Genomic DNA, 20,036 nt, shown 5'->3' on the forward strand with positions numbered 1-20,036 from the left:
AGGCGCCCAGAGACACAGCCAGAGACAGGCCCAGAGCAGAGGGGTCAGACAGCCTGCAAATCGGCCTGCTCGTAGGCGCGGCGACGCTTTTCCTCGATCAGTTCGGCGATACGTGTCAGCGCGATGCCTCGCATGATCAGGCTTGCCGGAAGAAAGGCCCATGCACTCATCGTCCAGATCAGGGTCTGCGGTTCGGTCAACGAGATCGGATCGATGATCTCGGTCGCCATCTTCATGATGGCAGGGATCAGGAATGGCAGAAGAAACCCTAAGGCGACGTTAACTTTGCCGTCCCGCTTGAGCCGATACAGCACATCCTTGCCCACCGCCGGATCGAACAGCGGCAAGTTGATCCAGAAATTGAATGCCCCGCGCCGGACCGGCCAGTCGAGCACCCGCACCATGAAAATGAAAGAGGTGATCGCCACCAGCGACACCAGATAGGACAGCCCGGCACCGGTGCGCATCATGTCGATCTGGCGCGGCGTCATCTCGTCGGTGGCGACAAGCACCATCAAGCGCACCGGCGAGTAGGGGAAATCCAGCAGATTGCCCACGCCACTGCCCACATGTTCGAACAGCAGGCTGAGCGAGCTCGGATGCGTCTCGCCCCGGCCGATGAGGGTCAGTGTCAGAACGGTGAAGAGCAGCGCCAGAAAACGGATGCGGTTGAACGGCGGCGCATCGCGGAATTCGATGATCGACGGGTAGTCGCCGACGTATTCGACAAAGGTCAGAAGGGCAGCGACAAGCGCCACCAACGCAATGATCTGCGCGCCGTCCTGCGAACGCTCGGCGAGAAAGAGCGCCGGCATTGCCACGAGCAATGCGATAAGTATGGCACGCGCGCCCGCGTGCACCATGCGGCTGATCACTGCTTTCTGCCCCTTCGGCCCGGCCGGGCGTGGCCTGATGCCATGCCCTGATTTGTACCTGACCCCGCCTTTGCGACGGCTTGCCTCATTGTTGCCCAATTTTTGCCGCCTTTCGCCATGTTCAGCAAGGAGTGGTTCAGTAAGACAGCCGAATCCGGGCATTTTCGTGAATGAATCGGTGCGTTTTTGCATCAACTTTTCCGAAATTTCGGCGCGATACGCGATCACACACAACATTCTATGGCTGCAGGGCGCCGCAGCACGTTCCCGGCTTAATCCACTCCGATTTGATGCAGCGCATGGCCGCGCTGCGAAAACAGGCCTTGATAGGATACCGACCGCTGACGTCTGGAAAGGACCACCCTGATGCATCTGGCAATAACCCTGGAAGAGGCCGTGGCAATGATCCCCGATGGCGCCCGCGTGATGCTGTCCGGCTTCATGGGCGTCGGCACTCCGGACGGGCTGGTACATGCGCTGGCGGCCTCCGGGAAAAAGGACCTGACGATGATCGTAAACGATGCCGCCCGGCCAGACACGGGGGTTGGACCATTGGTCAAGGCAGGCTGCGTGCGCAAGTTCATCGGCAGCCATATCGGCGTAAATCCGGATGTGCAGAAAAAGATGCGCTCGGGCGAGATAGAAGTCGAACTGGTGCCGCAGGGAACCCTTGTCGAGCGCATCCGCGCCGCCGGCATGGGGCTGGGCGGGATCCTGACCCCGACCGGCCTGGGCACGCTGATCGCCGAGGGAAAGCAGGTGATCGAGGTGGACGGCAAGCCGTTCCTGCTTGAAAAGCCGCTGCGCGCGGATTTTGCCCTGATCGCGGCGCGCAGCTGCGATTACGTGGGCAACCTGACCTACATGCTGTCCGCGACGAACTTCAACCCGATCATGGCGCTTGCCGCTGACGTGGTGATCGCCGAACCCGAAGAGATCGTGCCCGTCGGAGTCATCCCTCCGGACGCGGTAAAGACGCCGGGGATTCTGGTCGATCACGTGATCAAGAGGACAGCGTAATGATGGATTTCGAAACCATGGCCCCCAAGGAAATCATAGCGCGGCGCGTATCGCTCGAAATTCGCCCGAAAACACTGGTGAACCTTGGCATCGGCATTCCGACGCTGGTGTCAGACCATCTGGATGAAAGCCTCGGGGTGTTCTTCCAGTCCGAGAATGGCGTGGTGGGCCTTGGCCACCGCCCACCCGAAGGCATGACAGACAGACACCTGACCGACGCGGGCGGCAGTTTCACCTCGGCAGTGCCCGGGGCTTCGATCATCGATTCCGCGTTTTCCTTCGGCCTGATCCGGGGCGGGCATCTCGATCTGACCGTGCTCGGAGGATTGCAGGTAGATGCCAAGGGCCACCTTGCCAACTGGATGATTCCCGGCAAGTTCGTGCCCGGCATGGGCGGCGCGATGGATCTTGTGACGGGTGCGAAAAAGGTGATCGTGGCGATGATCCACACCGCCAAAGGGGTGTCAAAGATCGTTCCGGAATGCACGCTGCCACTGACGTCGCAGCGGCGGGTGAACCTGATTGTCACCGAGATGGCGGTGATGGCCCCCCTTGATGACGGCCTTCACCTTCTGGAAACCGGCCCTGGCTACAGCATCGAGGAGGTGATCGCCGCCACCGATGCAGAGCTGGTCATCAAAGGGGATGTGCCTCAAATGAACTTGTCGCTGTCCGTCTGACGACGTTTCGGATCGCCATACCGCGATCCGATTCACCGGGGGTTTCACCCCCGGACCCCCAGGATATTTCAGGCCAGAAGAAGCAGGGGCGCAGCGCTCTGATTTCTTCTGGCTCTAAATATCCCCGCCGGAGGCATCCCGCCCCGCCAACATGCGCATCGGGCGAAACGACGAAAGGCGGGGCAAACAACCCGCCTTTGCAATCCGAGCTGTCCGTGTTCAGACCCAAGGGCGACTTTGGGCAGCCTGAGCTTCGAAACTGTCAATCGCGCCGACTTTTTCCATCGTCAGGCCGATGTCGTCGAGACCTTCGAGCAGGCAGTGTTTCTTGAAGGCGTCGATCTCGAACGAGAATGTCTCGCCGTCCGACGTGGTGACAACCTGGTTCTCGAGGTCCACGGTCATGCGGGCATTGGCGCCTTTTTCCGCGTCCTTCATCAGTACGTCGACCGCTTCTTGCGGCAGCACGATGGGCAGCATGCCGTTCTTGAAGCAGTTGTTGTAGAAGATATCGGCGAACGAGGTCGAGATCACTGCCTTGATCCCGAAGTCGGCCAGTGCCCAAGGCGCGTGTTCGCGCGACGAGCCACAGCCAAAGTTGTCACCGGCGACGATCACCTGTGCCGCGCGGTAGGCGGGCCGGTTCAGCACGAACTCCGGGTTCTCCGAGCCGTCTTGGTTGTAGCGCATCTCGTCGAAGGCGTGTACGCCGAGGCCTGAGCGTTTGATCGTCTTCAGGAACTGCTTGGGGATGATCATGTCGGTGTCGATGTTCACCAGCGGCATCGGTGCTGCGATTCCGGTGAGTTTCTCGAATTTTTCCATGGCGTCTTCTCCTGGCCCCGCCCCGTGCGGATCCAGATTTCCCTATGACAAATCCGCGCGCGCGACAAGCATCGCAGGACCCCCGCGCGGTGAAAACGCCAGTGCGCGGCGGCTGGCCGCATGTCTGCCGAAGGTCATCACGATCAGCGGATCAACCAAAGCCCCCCGAAAATCCGAAGCGCCTTTCAGGTTGAACGTCGACCTTCTGCGCAAAGAACGGCTTGACCGTCAAGACGGTTGCTCCGGAACTCCAGAGGAGTCTCACATGAGTTCCGAAGAAGGCATCTGCGTCGCCTGAGGCTTGGGCAATGGTACCGGAACCGGCACGGTGGCAAAAGTCTACCCCCGCAAGACCACTCTCAAGATCGAGGGCACCGAGATCACCCGCGGTGGGTCGCAGGACGTGCCGGCCTACCGCATTGCCCAGCAGCACCGCGACGAGGCTGTCAAGTCGCACAGCGCATTGCGCAAGGCGTGACGGTCGGCATGCAAAAGCCGCGCCCGAGAATTTCGGGCGCGGCCAAGTCAGGTCTTGTATCGGCTCAGGCGGGAACCGGCGCGTCCGTCAGTTCGCGCACATCGGTCAGCCGACCGGTGATCGCGGCAGCCGCGGCCATCGCCGGCGACATCAGATGCGTGCGTCCGCCCTTGCCTTGACGCCCTTCGAAGTTGCGGTTCGAGGTGGCGGCGCAGCGCTCGCCGGGCGCAAGCTGATCAGGGTTCATCGCAAGGCACATGGAACAGCCCGCAAGACGCCATTCAAACCCGGCGTCGATGAAAATCTGCGCCAGCCCTTCTTCCTCGGCCTGCGCGCGCACGAGGCCCGATCCCGGCACGACCATGGCGCGGATGCCGTCCTTCTTTTTCTTGCCCTTGAGGATCTCGGCCGCAGCGCGCAGGTCCTCGATGCGGCCATTGGTGCAGGAGCCGATGAACACCGTGTCGATTTCGATGTCGGTCAGCTTCTGACCGGCGGTCAGGCCCATGTAGTCCAGCGCCCGCTTGGCCGCTGCGACCTTGCCGCCGGTGAAATCCTCGGGCGCGGGCACCAGCGCCGAGATCGGCAGCACGTCTTCGGGCGAGGTGCCCCAGGTGACCACCGGTTCGATCTCTTCGCCCTTGAGGGTGACGATCTTGTCCCAATGCGCGTCGTCATCGGAGTACAGCGTCTTCCACCATGCCAGCGCGGCTTCGAACTGCGCGCCCTTGGGGGCGTGGGCCCGGCCCTTGACGTAGTTAAAGGTGGTCTCGTCCGGCGCGATCAGGCCAGCGCGGGCGCCGCCTTCGATCGCCATGTTGCAGACGGTCATCCGGCCTTCCATCGACAGATCGCGGATCGCTTCGCCGCAATATTCGATGACATAGCCGGTGCCGCCGGCGGTGCCGGTCTTGCCGATCACCGACAGGGTGATGTCCTTTGCGGTCACACCGGGGCGCAGCTTGCCGGTGATCTCGACCTTCATGTTCTTCGATTTCTTCTGGATCAGCGTCTGGGTGGCCAGCACGTGTTCGACCTCGGAGGTGCCGATGCCATGCGCCAGCGCGCCAAAGGCGCCGTGGGTCGCGGTGTGGCTGTCGCCGCAGACCACCGTCATGCCCGGCAGGGTCCAGCCGTTTTCCGGGCCGACGATGTGCACGATGCCCTGACGGACATCGGTGACCGGGTAATAGTTCACGCCGAAGTCGCGGGCGTTCTTGTCGAGCGCGTCGACCTGAATACGCGATTCCTCGTTTTCGATGTGAGTCTCGCGGCCTTCGGTGGTGGGCACGTTATGGTCGGGCACGGCGATGGTGCGCTCGGGCGCGCGTACCTTGCGGCCACTCAGGCGCAGACCTTCGAAGGCCTGCGGGCTGGTCACTTCGTGTACGAGGTGACGGTCGATATACAGAAGGCAGGTGCCGTTTTCGTCTTCGCTGACAACGTGGGCATCCCAGATCTTGTCGTAGAGCGTCTTGGGGGACATGGGTCCTCTCCCTGGATGAAGATTGAACAAAGTCTGAGGGGCGGATGGCCCGGCCTTATAGGCTGGCGCGCGCGGTGCGTCGGGCACCGTGGAAACGCCACGGCAGGCGGGCGCGGTCGTCCATGTCGAAGATGCGTTTCATGGTCGGATCAGATACAGCGCAAGCGCGTCTCGTGCAAGGGCCGGACAATCAACGGGCCGCCCTGCCCTGTTGTGGCGACGGCGCATCGGCCACGCAAGGCCGGGCGATTGCGCCCGATGCTCTGCTGCGGCCTCGCCCGCTCCGCTCTGCCCCCTTGCCCCGCGCCATGCAGGGTGCAAATCTGGCCTTCTTCAAGGAGGCCGCATGAACCAGCCCGAGGCGACGCAGCAAAGCCCCTTCCACGCCCTGCTCGCAACCTTGCAGGATCTGCTAACGCTGGCAGAAGGGTTTCTGGCCACCTTCCTGCGGCCTTGGAATTTCTACCAGCTTGGCATCGCGGTGGCGGTGTTCGTGCTGGCACATCTGCTGGCGCATTGGTTCACCCCGGCGCTGCGCGACTGGATGCGCAGCCGCGAAGGCTGGCCCACATGGCGGATGCGGCTGCTGATCATGGTGCAGCGGCGCCTGCGGATGATGCTGTTCGTGGTGCTGATCTGGATTGTGGTCAACGTGATGAAAGAGGTGACATGGCCGTCGCGCTCGTATCTTCTGGCGATCATCGCCGAGCTTGCCAGCGCCTGGCTGCTGATCGCCTTTGCCACCCGGCTGATTGTCAACCCGGGGGCGCGCTCGCTGATGCGCTACGCGGCCTGGACCTGGGTGACCATCTCGATTGTCGGGCTGGCCGACGAAACCCAGAACCTGCTGGAGAGCGTCGCCATCCAGATCGGCGACTCGCGCCTGTCGCTCTGGCTTGCGGTACAGGCGGTCGTGCTGCTGGTGGCGCTGGTGGCGCTGGCGCGATTCCTTGCGGGCACCGGGGCCGCGAGCATCCGGCGCAACGACAGCATCAGCCCGTCAATGCAGGTTCTGGCAGTGAAGTTCCTGCAGGTCTGCCTGTATGGCGCGGCGTTCTTCATGGCGCTGAAGCTGGTCGGCGTCGACCTGACCGGCCTTGCGGTGCTGTCGGGGGCGATCGGCGTCGGGCTCGGCTTCGGCCTGCAAAAGGTGGTGTCCAACCTCGTTTCGGGGGTGATCATCCTGCTCGACAAGTCGATCAAACCCGGCGACGTCATCAGCCTTGGCGAAACCTTCGGCTGGATCAACTCGCTGGGCGCGCGCTATGTCTCGATCACCACGCGCGACGGCAAGGAATACCTGATCCCGAACGAGGATCTGATCACCGGACAGGTGGTCAACTGGTCTCATTCAAACGATTTCGTGCGGCTCGATATCTTCTTCGGCACGTCCTATGGCGACGATCCGCATCTGGTGCGACAGGTCGCGATCGACGCGGCCGCTGGCGTGGGTCGGGTGCTGACAGATCGTCAACCGGTCTGCCATATCGTTGGCTTCGGGGACAGTTCCGTCGACTATATCCTGCGCTTCTGGATCTCGGACCCGTCCGCAGGGCTGACCAACATCAGGGGCAACGTCTATCTTGCGCTGTGGGATGCCTTCAAGGCGAACGACATCAGCATTCCCTTCCCGCAACGCGAGGTTCGCGTGGTGAACGAAACCTTGCCAGCGATCCGCGACTGAGCGGCGCAGTTCACCTCTCATCAACCCCAAACGTGCAGACTGCGGCAGATGACAGAGCATTCACGCTACCAGCCGCCGCCTGCCGCGCCTCAGCGATACAAGACCATCGGGCCGCATGTGCCCAGTCGCGGCGCGCCGCCCCGGGCGGTGCTGCCGCGCTGGTTGCGACGGCTACGCGTGCTGCTGCGCCGCAGGCCAAGAGTCCCGCCCGCGCGGCCAAGGTCTTTGCGCCAGTGACGGGACGTCGCGGCTGACATCCTTTCCGCGCGCGGTCATCCTCGGCGTGACAGCCGTGGACCGGCCATCCGGGAAGGAGACCTCATGACCCTCACCTCTGACGACATCGTCATTCTTGACGGTGCCCGCACTGCCATCGGGACCTTCGGGGGCAGCCTGTCGAGCGTCGCGCCAACCACCCTTGCAACCATCGCCGCCCGCGCCGCGCTCGCGCGCTCCGGGGTTGCGGGCGACCAGCTGGGGCACGTAGTGTTCGGCCATGTCATCAACACCGAACCGCGCGACATGTACCTGTCGCGCGTGGCCGCCATGGATGCGGGCGCGCCCGAGACCGTGCCCGCGATGAACGTCAACCGGCTTTGCGGATCGGGGGCGCAGGCGATCGTCTCGGCGACGCAATCGCTGATGCTGGGGGATGCGGATTTCGCCTTGGCCGGCGGGGCAGAGTGTATGTCGCGCGCGCCCCACATCGTTCAGGATCAGCGCTTTGGCCGCAAGATGGGCGACATCACCAGCGTCGACATGATGATCGGCGCGCTCAGCTGTCCGTTTGGCACCGGGCATATGGGCATCACGGCGGAAAACGTCGCGGATGCGGGCGGCATCAGCCGCGAGGATCAGGATGCCTTTGCGCTGGAAAGCCAGGAACGGGCGGCGGCGGCAATCCGGGCGGGGCGCTTTGCGTCGCAGATCGTGCCGGTCGAGGTGTCGTCGCGTCGCGGCGTGGCGTTGGTCGACACCGACGAGCATCCCAAGCCCACCACCGCCGAAGCGCTCGCGGCGCTGCGCCCGGCCTTTCGCAAGGGCGGCTCGGTGACGGCGGGCAATGCCAGCGGCATCAACGACGGGGCGGCGGCGCTGGTGCTGGCGCGGGCAGATGCGGCGAAGGCCGCCGGGCTGACTCCCCGCGCCCGCGTGCTGGGCTATGCCCATTCCGGGGTTCGCCCCGAGGTCATGGGCCTTGGGCCGATCCCGGCGGTCGAGTCGCTATGCGCCCGCACCGGGCTGGCCATCGGCGATTTCGACGTGATCGAATCGAACGAGGCCTTTGCCGCACAGGCGCTGGCGGTGAACCGCGCGCTGGATCTCGATCCAGATCTGGTGAACCCCAACGGCGGAGCCATCGCGCTGGGGCATCCGGTGGGGGCCACCGGTGCGATCCTGACGGTCAAGGCGCTGTATGAGCTTGAGCGCATCGACGGGCAGCGGGCGCTGATCACCATGTGCATCGGCGGCGGTCAGGGCATCGCGCTGGCGATCGAGCGGCTCTAGCGCAGTTCGATCGACACCCGGCCCGTCCGACCCGCCGCGTCGATCACCGACAAGGTGGTGAACCCCGGCCCGCGCGGCGGCACGGTCAGCAGCGGGCCGCGCTGCTGCGTGGCGACGACCTCGCCATCGGCCAGCACGGTAAAGGGCGGCTGTCCGCCGCGCAGCTTCAGCGCAATGCCCACGCCGTCTTGCAGCAGCCGGGCTCCGCTGGGCGGAAAGATCACCTCGAGCGGCGCGGCGCGGGTCTCGCCGCCAAAGCGGCGCAGGTTGACGGGCAGATCGGCGTTGCTCACCAGCAGCGTCTCGGGCGGCGGCGCGGGCAGCGGAACCGGCTTGGGGCGCACCCGGCCCAGCGCCTCGAACAGCAGCGGCGCGGCAAGATCGCCGCCAAAGGCCCCCGGCACCGGGGTGCCATCGGGCCGCCCGATCCACACCGCCACGACATAGCGCCCGTCCCAGCCCAGCGCCCATGCGTCGCGGTGGCCATAGGATGTGCCGGTCTTCCACGCCACCTGCCCCGGCGGCCCCGACGCGGCGGGCGGCGCCAGACCTGCAAGCACATGCCCGACCTGCCACGCCGCCCTGCGGCTGAGGATGCGCTGCGGCGCGGTTGCAGCGGCCTCCATATCCCAGCGCAGCGGGCGGGCCTCGCCGCCCTGCGCCAGCGCGGCGTAAAGCCTCAGCATCTCCAGCGACGTCACCCCAACCCCGCCAAGGCTGACAGCCAGCCCGGCACGCCCTCCCGGCAGCTGCGGGTCCATCCCGGCGGCGCGCATCGCCGCCATCAGATGCGCCGGGCCCATCGCCTCGGTCAGCCGCACCACGGGAATGTTCAGCGACAATTGCAGCGCGCGGGCGACGCGCAGCTCTCCGCGAAACACCCCGTCGAAATTCTGCGGTGCATAGCCGGCGAACATCACGGGCGTGTCGGCGATCAGCGTTTCGGGATGCGCCAGCCCCCGATCGAAGGCCAGCCCGTAGACCAGCGGCTTCAGCGTCGAGCCGGGCGAGCGCAGCGCATGGCTCATATCGACGAACCCCTGCCCGCGCCCTGACGCATAGCCGCCAGAGCCGACCGAGGCGAGCAGCTCGCCGCTTTGATGATCCGCCACCAGCAGCGCCACCGACAGGCGCGCATCGCGGCCGGTCATGTAGGCGCGCGCCAGCGTCTCGAGCCGTTGCTGAAGCTCGCCATCCAGCGTGACCCGCCGAACGCCTTGCGCCAGCGCCCGGTCGGCCAGATGCGGCGCAAGCATCGGCATGGCGCGCCGCGCCCCCGGCAGGGCAGCCCGCATTGCAACCTGCGCCGTATCGCTGTCGAGCACGCCCGCCCGCGCCATCCGGGCCAGCACCCGATTGCGGGCGGCGCGCGCCTGTTCGGGGTGGCGATCCGGGCGGCGGGTTTCGGGCGACTGCGGCAAGGCGACCAGCAGTGCCGCCTCGGCAGGGGTCAGGCGGCGCGGCTCTTTACCGAGCCATGTCAGCGACGCTGCGCGCAGGCCTTCGATATTGCCGCCATAGGGGGCCAGCTCCATGTATAGTTGCAGGATCTGCGCCTTGCTCAGCCGCCGTTCCAGCGCCAGCGCCACGCGGGCCTGCCGCAGCTTGCCCTGCCAGTTGCCGGTCGGCCCATCCTCGAGCAATCGCGCCACCTGCATCGTCAGCGTCGAGGCCCCCGACACCACACCGCCCGACACCACCACCTGCCAGCCCGCCCGCAGCGCCGCCCACGGATCGACGCCGCCATGCGACAGGAACCGTCGGTCCTCATAGGCGATCAGCATCTTTGTCAGCGCGGGATCGATGGCATCGGCGCTGATGGCCATGCGCCACAGACCGTTTTCCACGGTATAGGCCCGCAGCATCGCCCCGTCCCTGTCGCGGATCTCGGGCGAGGTGGCGTGCACCAGCACCGGCAGGTCGGTGCGCGCGATCCAGTCGTCGGCCCGGTCACGGGCAAACCCCGCCCCCCAAAGCAGGGCGACAAGAACGAATAGCCTAGCCATCCGCCTCCCACAGTCCCGGATAGGTCATGACGAAGCCGTCTGGCCCGACCACAAGCTGCTGGCAGGTGCCGGTTTCCTCGGCCTTGTAGGCGACAAGCTGGCCGCGCTCGCGCGTGTAGCTCTGGCTTAGCGTCACCACCATAGATCCGGGCGGTCCGGGGCAGCGCAGCCATGCGGCCTGCGTTGTCAATCGCCCGACATCGGGCAGACGGCGCAGCGGCATCAGGTTGGTCGCCGGGGTAAAGGCGAAATCCACATCCTCGCAGCCATAAAGCTGTGGCTGCGCAGTGCCATTCAGCGTCCAGTCCGCGCCGCTGCGCACCAGCTTTACCGCAACATCATCGCCGCCGTGGCGGCCGGTGACATCGGCGGACAGCGTCTTCCAGTCGGCCCCGATGCGCACCACGTAATCCAGCGCCGCCCAGCCCGCGCCGTCGCGAAACCGCGCATGGCCGATCAGCATGTAGCCATCGCCAAGCTGCGCAAGCCGGCACTTGTCCTCGCCGTCGCGGTCGAGCGCCCGCCAGCGGATGGTCGTAAGGGTCTCTGTCATCTGATCTCCAAGTCTCCCGACGCGGTGGTGGCGCGGTATTCGGGGTGGTACATATCCTGCACAAGCGCCGCCGGGTGGTGGAACATCCCCGGAGACACCGCCCGCACGACATAGGCGAGGCGCATGGGCTCGCCCCCCTCCTGCGTCAGGGCGGCAAGGAAGCGTTCGGCGCGAAACTCGGTGTGCTCTGGCTCGGCGGTGTCGAGCCAATCCAGCGCCCGGATGTCACCGGCCCGCAGGATCGCAGGGTTGTCGATTTCAAACCCGGCGGGCAGCGCGTCGTCGATCATCAGCCTTGCGCGGCGATCCTCGGCGGGGCGGATGGTCAGCACGGCAACAAGGCGCTCCCCCTGCTGCGCCGGGAAGGACGCCGGTGTGCCGTCGAGCCTGTAGAAATCCCGCTGCAGGCTGTAGCCATAGCCACTGGGCGCCGTGTCACCCTCCGGCACGCCAAGCGTGGTGAGGGTCAGCGGCACCGGGCCGGGGCCGGTGTTGGCGATCTCTGTCCGGTCAAGCGCATCGCCGGGGATACGCCGGATCAGCGGGCCATCAACCGCAAGACCGTCGATGGCCAGCCCCGCGCCCGCGTCCCCGGTCAGGGCATGGACCGCCAGAAGCGACCATGCCTGTTCCTGCGTCGACAGCGGGCGGTCCACTGCGGAAATGCGGGTGATCAGCGCCTCGCGGTCGATCACGTCAGAGCGGGCCGTCGCCGCCAGCGACAGCACCCCCGCCGCATCGCGCAGCTCCGATCCGTAATCGTCGCGCCAGCCGGTCCCGGCCTCGCGCGACAGCGCGGCGGCAGCGCGCAGGAACATCGCGTCGCTGCGCTGCTGGTCGCCGTAGCTGGCCAGCGCCGCGCCAAGCTGGGCGCGGGCAAGCGGCGTGGCGAAGGCCTCGCCGCGCGCGTCACTGTAATAGCGCAGATCGCCGACGGCGGCGCGCCCCTCGCGGGCAAGCACCATCAGCGCATAGGCGATATCCTCGCCGCCATCTTCGAAATCGGGCGCGTATGAAATCCGGTTGGCAAGGTTGTCGAGCGCCGCCTGCATCGCCTGCGCGGGCACATCCTGCCCCGCCGCCTGCGCCCGCGACAGGAAGTCGGTGACATAGGCGTCGAGCCAGAAATCCCCCGACCCGGCCTGCCACAGACCAAAGGCGCCGTTGGCGTTCTGCCGGGTCAGCACCACCGTCACCGCCTCGGCAATGCGCTGCGCGATGCGGGCATCATCGCCAAGGCCCAGCGCCTGTGCCGCATCCGACAGGTACAACAGCGGCAAGGCCTGCGAGGTCACCTGTTCGGTGCAGCCATAGGGATAGCGGCTGAGCGAGGCCAGCAGCCCCGGCACATCGAGCCGCGCCAGCGGCCCCGCCGACAGCAGCAGTTCAGAGCCCTCGCGGTGCAGCCCTTCCAGCAGGGTGCCATCGAGCACAAGGCTCTGCCCCGGTCCCAGCACCAACCGCCGGGTGCGCCCCACCGGCGGATCGGTGGCGCGTACGCCGACGCTCAGACGCTTTTCCAACCGCTTGCCGTCGGGCGTGGTCAGCGCCACCGTGATGCTGTGATCGCCCACCTCCCCCGCCAGCAGCGGCAAGGCGATGCGCTGCGTGCCGCCTTGCTCGAGCACCACCTGCGGAGCGTCGCCAAGCGTCAGCCCCTTGGCGCTGATCTGCAGCGGCATCTCGCCCGCCGGGCCAGAGGCATGGGTCAGCTCCAGCAGCAGCCGCGTCTGATCGCCCGGCGACAGGAAACGCGGCAGCGCGGCGCTTATCACCACCGGGTCGCGCACCAGCACATCTGCTTCGGCCTGCCCGACGCCCGCATCGGACCATGCGATCGCCATCAGCCGCAGGGTGCCGTTGAAATCGGGCAGATCGAAGCTGAACTCGGCCCGCCCGTCGACCACCGCCACCGGGCCCGAAAACCGCGCCACCAACTCTTCGGTCGGCGGCGGCGCTTGCATCCGCATCGACGCGCCAGCATCGCCGCCCGAGCGAATCTTCCCCATCGCGCCGTTCATCCCGTCGATCAGGCGACCGTAGATGTCGCGGATCTCGACCCCGAGCCGCTGCTGGCCGAAGTAATGCGCCGACGGAGCGGGGCTTTGATAGCCCGTCAGGTTAAGGATCCCGACATCCACAGCCGCGACGGTGACCCAATCGGCGCCCTCGGCGGTCAGGCTGACGTTCAACGGCGCGCGCGGGGCGCTTTGATCGGGCGCATCGAACGCGACCGTCAGCGCCTTGCCCTCGGGGTCAAGCGCCGCATGGGCCAGCCCAAGGCTACGCGCCGGGTTTTGCCCCGCCGCCACATCCATCGGGCGCACAAGCTGTACCGTGACATAGGCGCCGGAGCCCCAATCGTCGCTTACTTCAAGGGCGATGGTGTTCTCGCCCTCGGCCAGCGTCACCGACTGCATCGAGATCACCCGGTCGGCCAGCACCGTCACCAGCGCCTCGCCTGCCGCGCGCGGCACCACGCGCAGCTGCGCGGTATCCCCCGCGCGATAGCGTTCCCGATCCAGCGACAGCTCGAGCGTGTCAGGGCTGGCAAGCGCCCCGGCGGGCGCATACCAGCCCGCCTCGAACCCGACGGACGAGGCAAGATACTGGCCGCCCTCGCGCGCCACCACCAGCTCGTAATCGCCCCAGTCGATGTCTGCGGTGATCCGCAGCGGATCGTCGCCCAGCATCGCCGCGCCCGAGGCAACGGTTTCGCGCGTGGTGATCGGCTCCCAGTTCCAGTTGCCGTAAAGCTGGTACCATTGATAGCGCGTGCTCACCCGGTTGACCTGCCATGTCACTGGCATTTCCCCGCCCACCGCCTGCAACAGGAACGACGCTTCGGCACCTTCGGGCAGGGTGCCGTCGAACTCGGGGCGAATGCCGATCATCGGGCCGATGGGGGGAATCGCGGCGGTGATCTCGCGCTCGACCGGACGGCCCGAACCTTCGGAAGCCCGCAGCGTCACACGGAGGCTGGCAGGGCGGCCAGAAGGCGCCTCCGGCAGCGCCAGCGGGATGCGCACAAATCCCGACGCATCGGTGCGCAGATCGCCGGGCAGCGCCTGCGTCTGCGGCGCGGCGTCATCGTCGTGGCGGCCAAAGCGATAGCCCGGCCATGCCTCCAGCGTGGTTTGCGGCAGCACCGCGACCTCACCTTCCAGCGCCAGATCACCACCGGGCGCGCCGAACAGATAGCGCGCCGTAACCTCGAGCGCGCGCAGCGGCTGCGGCAGCGCCAAAGTGACGTCGATGCGCTCGGGGGTGAAATCCTCGACCAGCAGCGTCGAGGCGGCCAGCGCCGGGGCGGCAGGATCGGCGAACAGCTCCAGCCGCCATGTGCCGCGCGGCACGGCGCTGGACAGCGGCAGATCAAAGACATGGCCGCCCGCGCGCCCCTCGGCCGAGACGAGGCGCGCCTGTTCCACCCCATCGGGGCGGGTCAGCACGGCAGTCAGCGGCACGCCCGCCACCGCCTGCGCATTTGCATCGCGCAGCAGGGCGGTGGCATGGATCGTCTCACCCGCGCGATAGGCCCCCCGGTCGGTGGCAAGGAACGCATCGAGCGGCCCGGCAGGCGCACGCCCTTCGACGCCCCGATCCGACAGATCGAAGGCGGGATCGCTCAGCGACAGGAAGGCGATGTCATCCTCGCCCCGCGCCGCGGTGATCAGCGCCGGCGCCCCCGCCCCGGTGCCGCGTGTCAGCCCGGCGGCAAAGCGCGCCACGCCTTGCGCATCGCTCACCGCCCGGCCCAGCACCGCGTTGGCCCGCGACACCAGCGCCACGTCCAGCCCAGCCAGCGGCGCGGCATCCCTCAGCCCGCGCGCGATCACGGTCAGCCCATCGCTGCCGTCAAAGCTGGTCAGCCCGATATCCGACAGCACGAACCATTGCGTCGCCGCCGCGCTGTCCCATGGGTCTGCGCCGGGCACCGAGGCGGCCAGCGCGTAGATCCCGGCGGGTTGCCCCGCGATGGCCTCGGCCATCGGCAGCCGCGTCAGCATGTCGGCGTTGAGCTGATTGCCGGTCTCGCCGGTGCCGGTCCAGACCTGCTCGGCCAGCTGCTCGGAGAACTGCTGCAACTGCCAGTGCGACATCGGCGCGGCGAAAGACCCGTCCTGCATCGCCCGCACCAGATTTCGGTCGGACAGGCGGTACAGGGTCAGCGCCACCGAGCTGAGGTTCACAGTCTCGACCGGCAGCCCCGCATCGGCGCTGCGAGGCAGCACATAGGCGCGGCCCGGAAAGCGGACCGAGGGCGTTCGGTCGCGAACATAGGCGGTGATCTCGACATCGCGGGCCAGCGTTTCACCATCGGCGGCGGGCAGCCCGGCACGAAAGGTCAGCCGGTAACGCGCGCCGTGCTCGATGCCGGTGACACACAGGCGGCGGTCTTCGGCGACCACCGCCAGCTTTGCATCGGGCAGCCGGACATAGTGGGCATAGTCTTGCCCGGCACGGATCAGCGGATCGGAGAATTCGGCGCAGATGCGCGGCGCGGCGCTGTCGGCCTCGACCACGTGGTCGGTGATGCGAAAGCCGAACTGCGCCACGGCGCGATCCAGCGCGGCGGTAAAGCGATCGGACGGTGCCACCTGCGCCGCCAGCCGCAGCGCGGGCACTGACAGGCGCGGCGCGGCGGTGGCCTCGAGCGTTTCGGCCAGCAACAGCATCGCCTCGGCCTGCGCCGGGGCTTCGCCGAGCCGCAGCCAAGCGTTGATCGCCGCCAGCTTGGCGCGCTGTTGCAGGCTGTCGGCCGAGCTGTCGCGACGGGTGCTGGCAAGGCGCATCTCGAGTTGACCATAGGCCAGCCAATCGGCGCCGGAATCGCTTTGCGCCAGCGCGGCGCCGGTCCAGTTCATCGCCTCCGCAAGCTTGCCTTTCGCCTGCGCGGCGCGGGCGGCCTCTCGCAAGTCTGCCAATGTCGATGCGCCGCCGCCATGGCGCAGCCCGAGGGCGGCAGCCTCGCCGCGCGCCGCCTCCAGCGCCCCAAGAAACGCCAGATCCTGCGCCCGCATCGCGGCGCGGGCACGAACCGCCGGATCGGTCGCGATCACAACCGCAGATGTGGCCCCCTCATAAGGCACGCGCCGGGTCACGCCGACCTTGGGGAAACAGGCGTTCGAACGGGCATTGAAGGTGAAAGCCTGACAGGACGGGTTGCCAAGACAGGCCTGTTCGCAGCTCGCCAAGGTGCTGTCGAACAGCGGTTGCAGATCGCCACCATGGAAATCTGTATCGCGGCTGACCACGATGCGCCGCTCTAGCAGCGGCTCCTGCGCCATGGCGGCCCCTGCAAGGCACAACATCGCAAGGGCACCCAGCAAACGCAGCATGTTCAACTCCCCTCCCAAGGAACCTGCCACCATGGTGGGCCTGCCCTGCTTGAAACGCAACGATTCCCCGCCGTTTTGCCGCGGTGGGCTTAATCCGATCTTCACCAAGGCCGGTCAATCCTGCTCGCAGTTGCAGAGGACAGCAGGCACATGAATCTCACGGCACGGCTGGCAGAAGAGCGCCGCGCACGTCTGGCGGCGGAACGCCTGCTTGAGCTCAAGCAGGCCGAGCTGTTTGCCGCCAATCGCAAACTCGACAAACATGCCCGCGCCCTGTCGAGCCAGATCCACGAGACCCGCGCCGAGATCACGCAGACCCGCGCCCAGATCACCGAGGTGCGGACCGAAAACCAGCTGGTCAAATCGCAGCTCGGCCTTGCCAACGAAAAGATCGAACTGGTCGAGGGGCAGCTGTGGAAGGCGCTTCAGACCATGCGCGACGGCTTTGCGATGTTCAACGCCGACAGGGTGATGGAACTGGCGAACCCGGCCTATCTTGCGCCTTTCGAAAATCTAGACAGCGTCGGGGCGGGCGCAAGCTATGGCCACGTGCTGGGCATGATGATCGAGGAAGGCATCATCGACCTTCAGGGCGAGGCCCCGCGCGCCTGGTGGGACCGGATGATGGGGCGCTGGAGCCACGATCCCATTCCCCCGGTCACGCTGCGACTATGGGACGGGCGGTTTCTCAAGATTCAGGATCGGCACATGGCCGACGGCGGTGTGGTCTCGCTGTGCGTCGACATCACCGACCTGATGCGCATGTGGTCCGCGGTCGAGGAACTGCCCGACGGGTTTGCCATCTACGACGCCGAGGACCGGCTGCTGATGTGCAACGAGCCCTACCGCGACATCTATCGCAGCAGCGCCCCCGCCATCGAGCTGGGCAACAGCTTCGAAGAGATCCTGCGCTACGGGCTCGAGCATGGCCAGTACAGGGATGCCATCGGCCGCGAGGAAGACTGGCTCGAAGAACGTCTGTACGCCCATCGCACCGCAATCACCGAGACGGAACAGCAGCTTGACGACGATCGCTGGCTGCGCATTTACGAACGCCCGCTGCGCGACGGCGGGCGGGTCGGCCTGTGTTTCGACATCAGCGCGATCAAGCAGACCCAGCAGGAACTGCAAGAGGCCAAGCTGCGCGCCGAAATGGCCAGCCGGGCGAAATCAGCGTTCCTCGCCAACATGAGCCACGAGATCCGCACCCCGATGAACGGCGTTGTCGGCATGGCGGGCCTGCTGCGCACCTCCGATCTTTCGGATGAGCAGAAGCTGTATGTCGACACCATCCGCAGTTCCGGCGAGGCGCTGCTGGTGATCATCAACGACATTCTCGACTATTCCAAGATCGAGGCCGACAAGCTGCAACTCAAGCCCGAGCTGTTCGACCTTGAACGCACGGTCCATGACATTCTGCTGCTGCTGCAACCCGCGGCGCGGCAGAAGGGACTCGAGCTGCTGCTCGATTACGACATGTTGCTGCCGACCCACGTGGTGGCCGACCCCGGTCGCATCCGGCAGATCCTCACCAACCTCGTCGGCAACGCCGTCAAGTTCACCGCCGATGGTCATGTTCTGGTGCGGCTGAGCGGAGAGACCGGGCAGGACGGCAGCGCCGCGATCCACATCACGGTCGAGGATACCGGCATCGGCATCGCCTCGGACAAGCTTGAACATGTGTTCGGCGAATTCAATCAGGCCGACGACGAGCGCAACCGCCAGTTCGAGGGCACCGGGCTGGGCCTCGCCATCACCCGCAAGCTGGTCTTGATGATGGGAGGCGAGGTCTGGGTGGAATCCGAGCTTGGCAAGGGGTCGTGCTTTGGCCTTCGGATGCCGCTGAGCATCGACGCCGCGCCGGGCGATCCCGCACCGGTTCTGCCAACGGCCCTGCGCAACGTGCTGTTGGTCGACGATCACAAGATGACCCGCGCGATCCTCGGCGCCCAGCTTGAGCAGCTTGGGCTCCGGGTCACCAGCTGCAAGACCGGAGAAGACGCGCTCGACCGGATGAGCGAGCCGCCGGATCTGGTGATCGCAGAGCAGGATCTTGCCGAAATTCCCGGGGCAGAACTGGCGCAGCAGCTCGGGCGGCTGGTGCCGGGGCTGCCAGTGATCCTGCTGACCTCGGACGCGCAGGCGCTCTCCGAAGAGGCACGCCCCGCCGGGGTTCACGCAGTGCTGCCAAAGCCGGTGCAACGCCAGCTTCTGATCGCCGCCCTGTGCGGGCTGTATCCCGCGCAGCCCGAAGCCGCGCCGGAACCACTGCCCGCGCCAGCCCCGGTGCAGCCTTCCGCCGGCCTCCCGACGTTCCGGCATCGCGACATGAACGCAGGGTTTTCTTCGGTTCGCAACGCCCCGGAGCCGCCGCCCGAACCCGTCGCCGCGATGCCGCTCGACATCCTGCTGGCCGAGGACAACCCGACCAACCAGCTAGTGTTCCGCAAGATGATCCAGAAGCTTGATATTCCTCTGAAGCTGCGCTTGGCCGGCAATGGCATCGAGGCGGTTCAGGCCTATCGCGATCAGCGGCCCGACATCATCTTCATGGATATCTCGATGCCCAGAATGGACGGCAAGGAAGCCACGCGCGAGATCCGCAAGATCGAAGGGAATGGCCCCCGCGTGCCGATTGTCGCGGTGACCGCCCATGCCATGGCCGGCGACAAGGACGGCATTCTCGACGCCGGGCTGGACGATTACCTCACCAAGCCGCTGCGCCGCACCGAACTGGCGCATCTTGTCGACAAATGGACAGGGCCGGATGCGCCGGGCGCTCAGGCGGCGCGGATGAACACCGGCTTGTCAGGCTCTGACAGGCTGGCCGACCAAGCATAGCCGCCGCTGTCGAAGGCGGTCAGGCTGTCCGGATCGGTCAGGCGGCGCTGCACGATATACCGCGCCATCGCCCCCCGCGCGCGCTTGGCGTAAAAGCTGACGATCTTTGGCTCGCCGCCCTTGTCTTCCATGAATTGCGGCGTGATCACCCGCAGCCCCAGCGCCTGCGTATCCACCGCGCCGAAATATTCCTGACTGGCGCAGTTCACCAGAACCTGTGCGTTCACCGCCTTGGCATCGTCCTGCAAGGCCTTGGCAATCCGGTCGCCCCACCAGTCATACAGGTTCTTGCCGCGCGGCGTCTTCAGCCGCGAGCCCATTTCAAGCCGGTATTGCTGAAGGCCATCGAGCGGGCGCAGCACGCCATACAGCCCCGACAAAATGCGCAGATGCCCCTGCGCAAACGCCATCTCGTCAGCGTCAAGCGAGCTCGCTTCGAGCCCCTGATAGGTATCGCCCGCAAAGCCAAGCACCGCCGGGCGCAGCACCTCGGCCGAGGGCGTGGCGGAGAAATCGCGAAACCGCTCGTGGTTGAGCTTTGCCAGATCGTCCGACAGGTGCATCAGCGTCTTCAGCTCGGCCTGTGTCAGCTTGCGGGCAATCGCCGCAAGGCGCGCTGCCTCATCCGCAAAGCGCGGCTCTGTCATCGTCTCGTTTCGTTCGGACCAGTCCAGCTTCTTCGCCGGGGACACCACAACCAGCATCGTCTTCCTCTTGTCTCGTCGCATTCCCGGAAC

General features: G+C 66.4%; 13 protein-coding genes. 6 read left to right on the forward strand and 7 right to left on the reverse strand.

The window, feature by feature from the left end; genetic code table 11:
• Window positions 1–44: 44 nt before the first annotated feature.
• Window positions 45–1,247 (reverse strand): hypothetical protein, encoded by a 1,203-nt coding sequence (locus Q4543_RS01080; RefSeq protein WP_368502141.1) that lies wholly within the window; start codon window positions 1,245–1,247, stop codon window positions 45–47.
• Here Q4543_RS01080 and Q4543_RS01085 point away from each other — a divergent pair.
• Entirely contained in the window at window positions 1,242–1,895 is a 654-nt protein-coding gene (locus tag Q4543_RS01085) for a CoA transferase subunit A (protein ID WP_303435851.1), read from the forward strand. The two genes, Q4543_RS01080 and Q4543_RS01085, sit on opposite strands and share 6 nt — an antisense overlap.
• A gap of 17 nt (window positions 1,896–1,912) precedes the next feature.
• The gene (locus Q4543_RS01090; RefSeq protein WP_368502142.1) at window positions 1,913–2,575 is read left to right on the forward strand and encodes a 3-oxoacid CoA-transferase subunit B; all 663 of its coding nucleotides are present in this window, start codon (window positions 1,913–1,915) and stop codon (window positions 2,573–2,575) included.
• Between the two features lie 219 nt (window positions 2,576–2,794).
• Here Q4543_RS01090 and leuD read toward each other — a convergent pair whose 3' ends face one another.
• Window positions 2,795–3,400, reverse strand: a complete 606-nt coding sequence (gene leuD / locus Q4543_RS01095; protein ID WP_303435853.1) for a 3-isopropylmalate dehydratase small subunit — start codon at window positions 3,398–3,400, stop codon at window positions 2,795–2,797.
• 301 nt (window positions 3,401–3,701) lie between these two features.
• On the opposite strand from leuD, the gene Q4543_RS01100 reads away from it, so the two are divergent.
• Window positions 3,702–3,878, forward strand: a complete 177-nt coding sequence (locus Q4543_RS01100; protein ID WP_303435854.1) for an HVA1 family protein — start codon at window positions 3,702–3,704, stop codon at window positions 3,876–3,878.
• A 64-nt stretch (window positions 3,879–3,942) separates the two neighbouring features.
• Here Q4543_RS01100 and leuC read toward each other — a convergent pair whose 3' ends face one another.
• The gene (gene leuC / locus Q4543_RS01105) at window positions 3,943–5,364 is read right to left on the reverse strand and encodes a 3-isopropylmalate dehydratase large subunit (RefSeq protein ID WP_303435855.1); all 1,422 of its coding nucleotides are present in this window, start codon (window positions 5,362–5,364) and stop codon (window positions 3,943–3,945) included.
• Between the two features lie 346 nt (window positions 5,365–5,710).
• Here leuC and Q4543_RS01110 point away from each other — a divergent pair, with 346 nt between their 5' ends.
• Complete coding sequence (locus tag Q4543_RS01110) at window positions 5,711–7,048, forward strand: mechanosensitive ion channel family protein (protein WP_303435856.1); 1,338 nt, start codon at window positions 5,711–5,713, stop codon at window positions 7,046–7,048.
• A gap of 321 nt (window positions 7,049–7,369) precedes the next feature.
• Window positions 7,370–8,557, forward strand: a complete 1,188-nt coding sequence (bktB, locus tag Q4543_RS01115) for a beta-ketothiolase BktB (RefSeq protein WP_303435857.1) — start codon at window positions 7,370–7,372, stop codon at window positions 8,555–8,557.
• Here the strand turns inward: bktB and pbpC are convergent.
• From pbpC to Q4543_RS01130, 3 genes are read right to left on the reverse strand one after another with little or no spacing between them, the layout of a single operon-like run.
• Window positions 8,554–10,563 (reverse strand): penicillin-binding protein 1C, encoded by a 2,010-nt coding sequence (gene pbpC, locus Q4543_RS01120; RefSeq protein ID WP_303435858.1) that lies wholly within the window; start codon window positions 10,561–10,563, stop codon window positions 8,554–8,556. The two genes, bktB and pbpC, sit on opposite strands and share 4 nt — an antisense overlap.
• Window positions 10,556–11,116, reverse strand: coding sequence for a putative glycolipid-binding domain-containing protein (locus Q4543_RS01125; RefSeq protein WP_216006089.1), 561 nt, complete (start codon window positions 11,114–11,116; stop codon window positions 10,556–10,558). Before Q4543_RS01125 ends, pbpC begins: the two co-directional genes overlap by 8 nt.
• Window positions 11,113–16,458 carry an alpha-2-macroglobulin family protein gene (locus Q4543_RS01130; protein ID WP_303435859.1) on the reverse strand — a complete coding sequence of 1,782 codons (5,346 nt, stop codon included), beginning with the start codon at window positions 16,456–16,458 and terminating at the stop codon, window positions 11,113–11,115. The genes Q4543_RS01125 and Q4543_RS01130 overlap by 4 nt, the downstream gene beginning before the upstream one ends.
• Before the next feature lie 150 nt (window positions 16,459–16,608).
• Between Q4543_RS01130 and Q4543_RS01135 the strand changes: the two genes are divergently transcribed.
• The gene (locus Q4543_RS01135; protein WP_303435860.1) at window positions 16,609–19,299 is read left to right on the forward strand and encodes a response regulator; all 2,691 of its coding nucleotides are present in this window, start codon (window positions 16,609–16,611) and stop codon (window positions 19,297–19,299) included.
• Here Q4543_RS01135 and yaaA read toward each other — a convergent pair.
• Complete coding sequence (yaaA, locus tag Q4543_RS01140; protein WP_303435861.1) at window positions 19,239–20,003, reverse strand: peroxide stress protein YaaA; 765 nt, start codon at window positions 20,001–20,003, stop codon at window positions 19,239–19,241. The genes Q4543_RS01135 and yaaA overlap by 61 nt on opposite strands.
• Window positions 20,004–20,036 lie beyond the last annotated feature (33 nt).

Source organism: Salipiger sp. 1_MG-2023 (genome assembly GCF_030547555.1).
Classification (GTDB): domain Bacteria; phylum Pseudomonadota; class Alphaproteobacteria; order Rhodobacterales; family Rhodobacteraceae; genus Salipiger.

What these genes read in the sequence shown, in the direction of transcription:
- Q4543_RS01085 (WP_303435851.1), top strand. Translation starts at nt 1,242, where the DNA reads ATGCATCTGGCAATAACCCTGGAAGAGGCCGTGGCAATGATCCCCGAT.
- Q4543_RS01130 (WP_303435859.1), bottom strand. Translation starts at nt 16,458, where the DNA reads ATGCTGCGTTTGCTGGGTGCCCTTGCGATGTTGTGCCTTGCAGGGGCC.
- Q4543_RS01135 (WP_303435860.1), top strand. Translation starts at nt 16,609, where the DNA reads ATGAATCTCACGGCACGGCTGGCAGAAGAGCGCCGCGCACGTCTGGCG.
- leuD (WP_303435853.1), bottom strand. Translation starts at nt 3,400, where the DNA reads ATGGAAAAATTCGAGAAACTCACCGGAATCGCAGCACCGATGCCGCTG.
- bktB (WP_303435857.1), top strand. Translation starts at nt 7,370, where the DNA reads ATGACCCTCACCTCTGACGACATCGTCATTCTTGACGGTGCCCGCACT.
- Q4543_RS01110 (WP_303435856.1), top strand. Translation starts at nt 5,711, where the DNA reads ATGAACCAGCCCGAGGCGACGCAGCAAAGCCCCTTCCACGCCCTGCTC.
- Q4543_RS01125 (WP_216006089.1), bottom strand. Translation starts at nt 11,116, where the DNA reads ATGACAGAGACCCTTACGACCATCCGCTGGCGGGCGCTCGACCGCGAC.
- Q4543_RS01080 (WP_368502141.1), bottom strand. Translation starts at nt 1,247, where the DNA reads ATGCATCAGGGTGGTCCTTTCCAGACGTCAGCGGTCGGTATCCTATCA.
- leuC (WP_303435855.1), bottom strand. Translation starts at nt 5,364, where the DNA reads ATGTCCCCCAAGACGCTCTACGACAAGATCTGGGATGCCCACGTTGTC.
- yaaA (WP_303435861.1), bottom strand. Translation starts at nt 20,003, where the DNA reads ATGCTGGTTGTGGTGTCCCCGGCGAAGAAGCTGGACTGGTCCGAACGA.
- Q4543_RS01090 (WP_368502142.1), top strand. Translation starts at nt 1,913, where the DNA reads ATGGCCCCCAAGGAAATCATAGCGCGGCGCGTATCGCTCGAAATTCGC.
- pbpC (WP_303435858.1), bottom strand. Translation starts at nt 10,563, where the DNA reads ATGGCTAGGCTATTCGTTCTTGTCGCCCTGCTTTGGGGGGCGGGGTTT.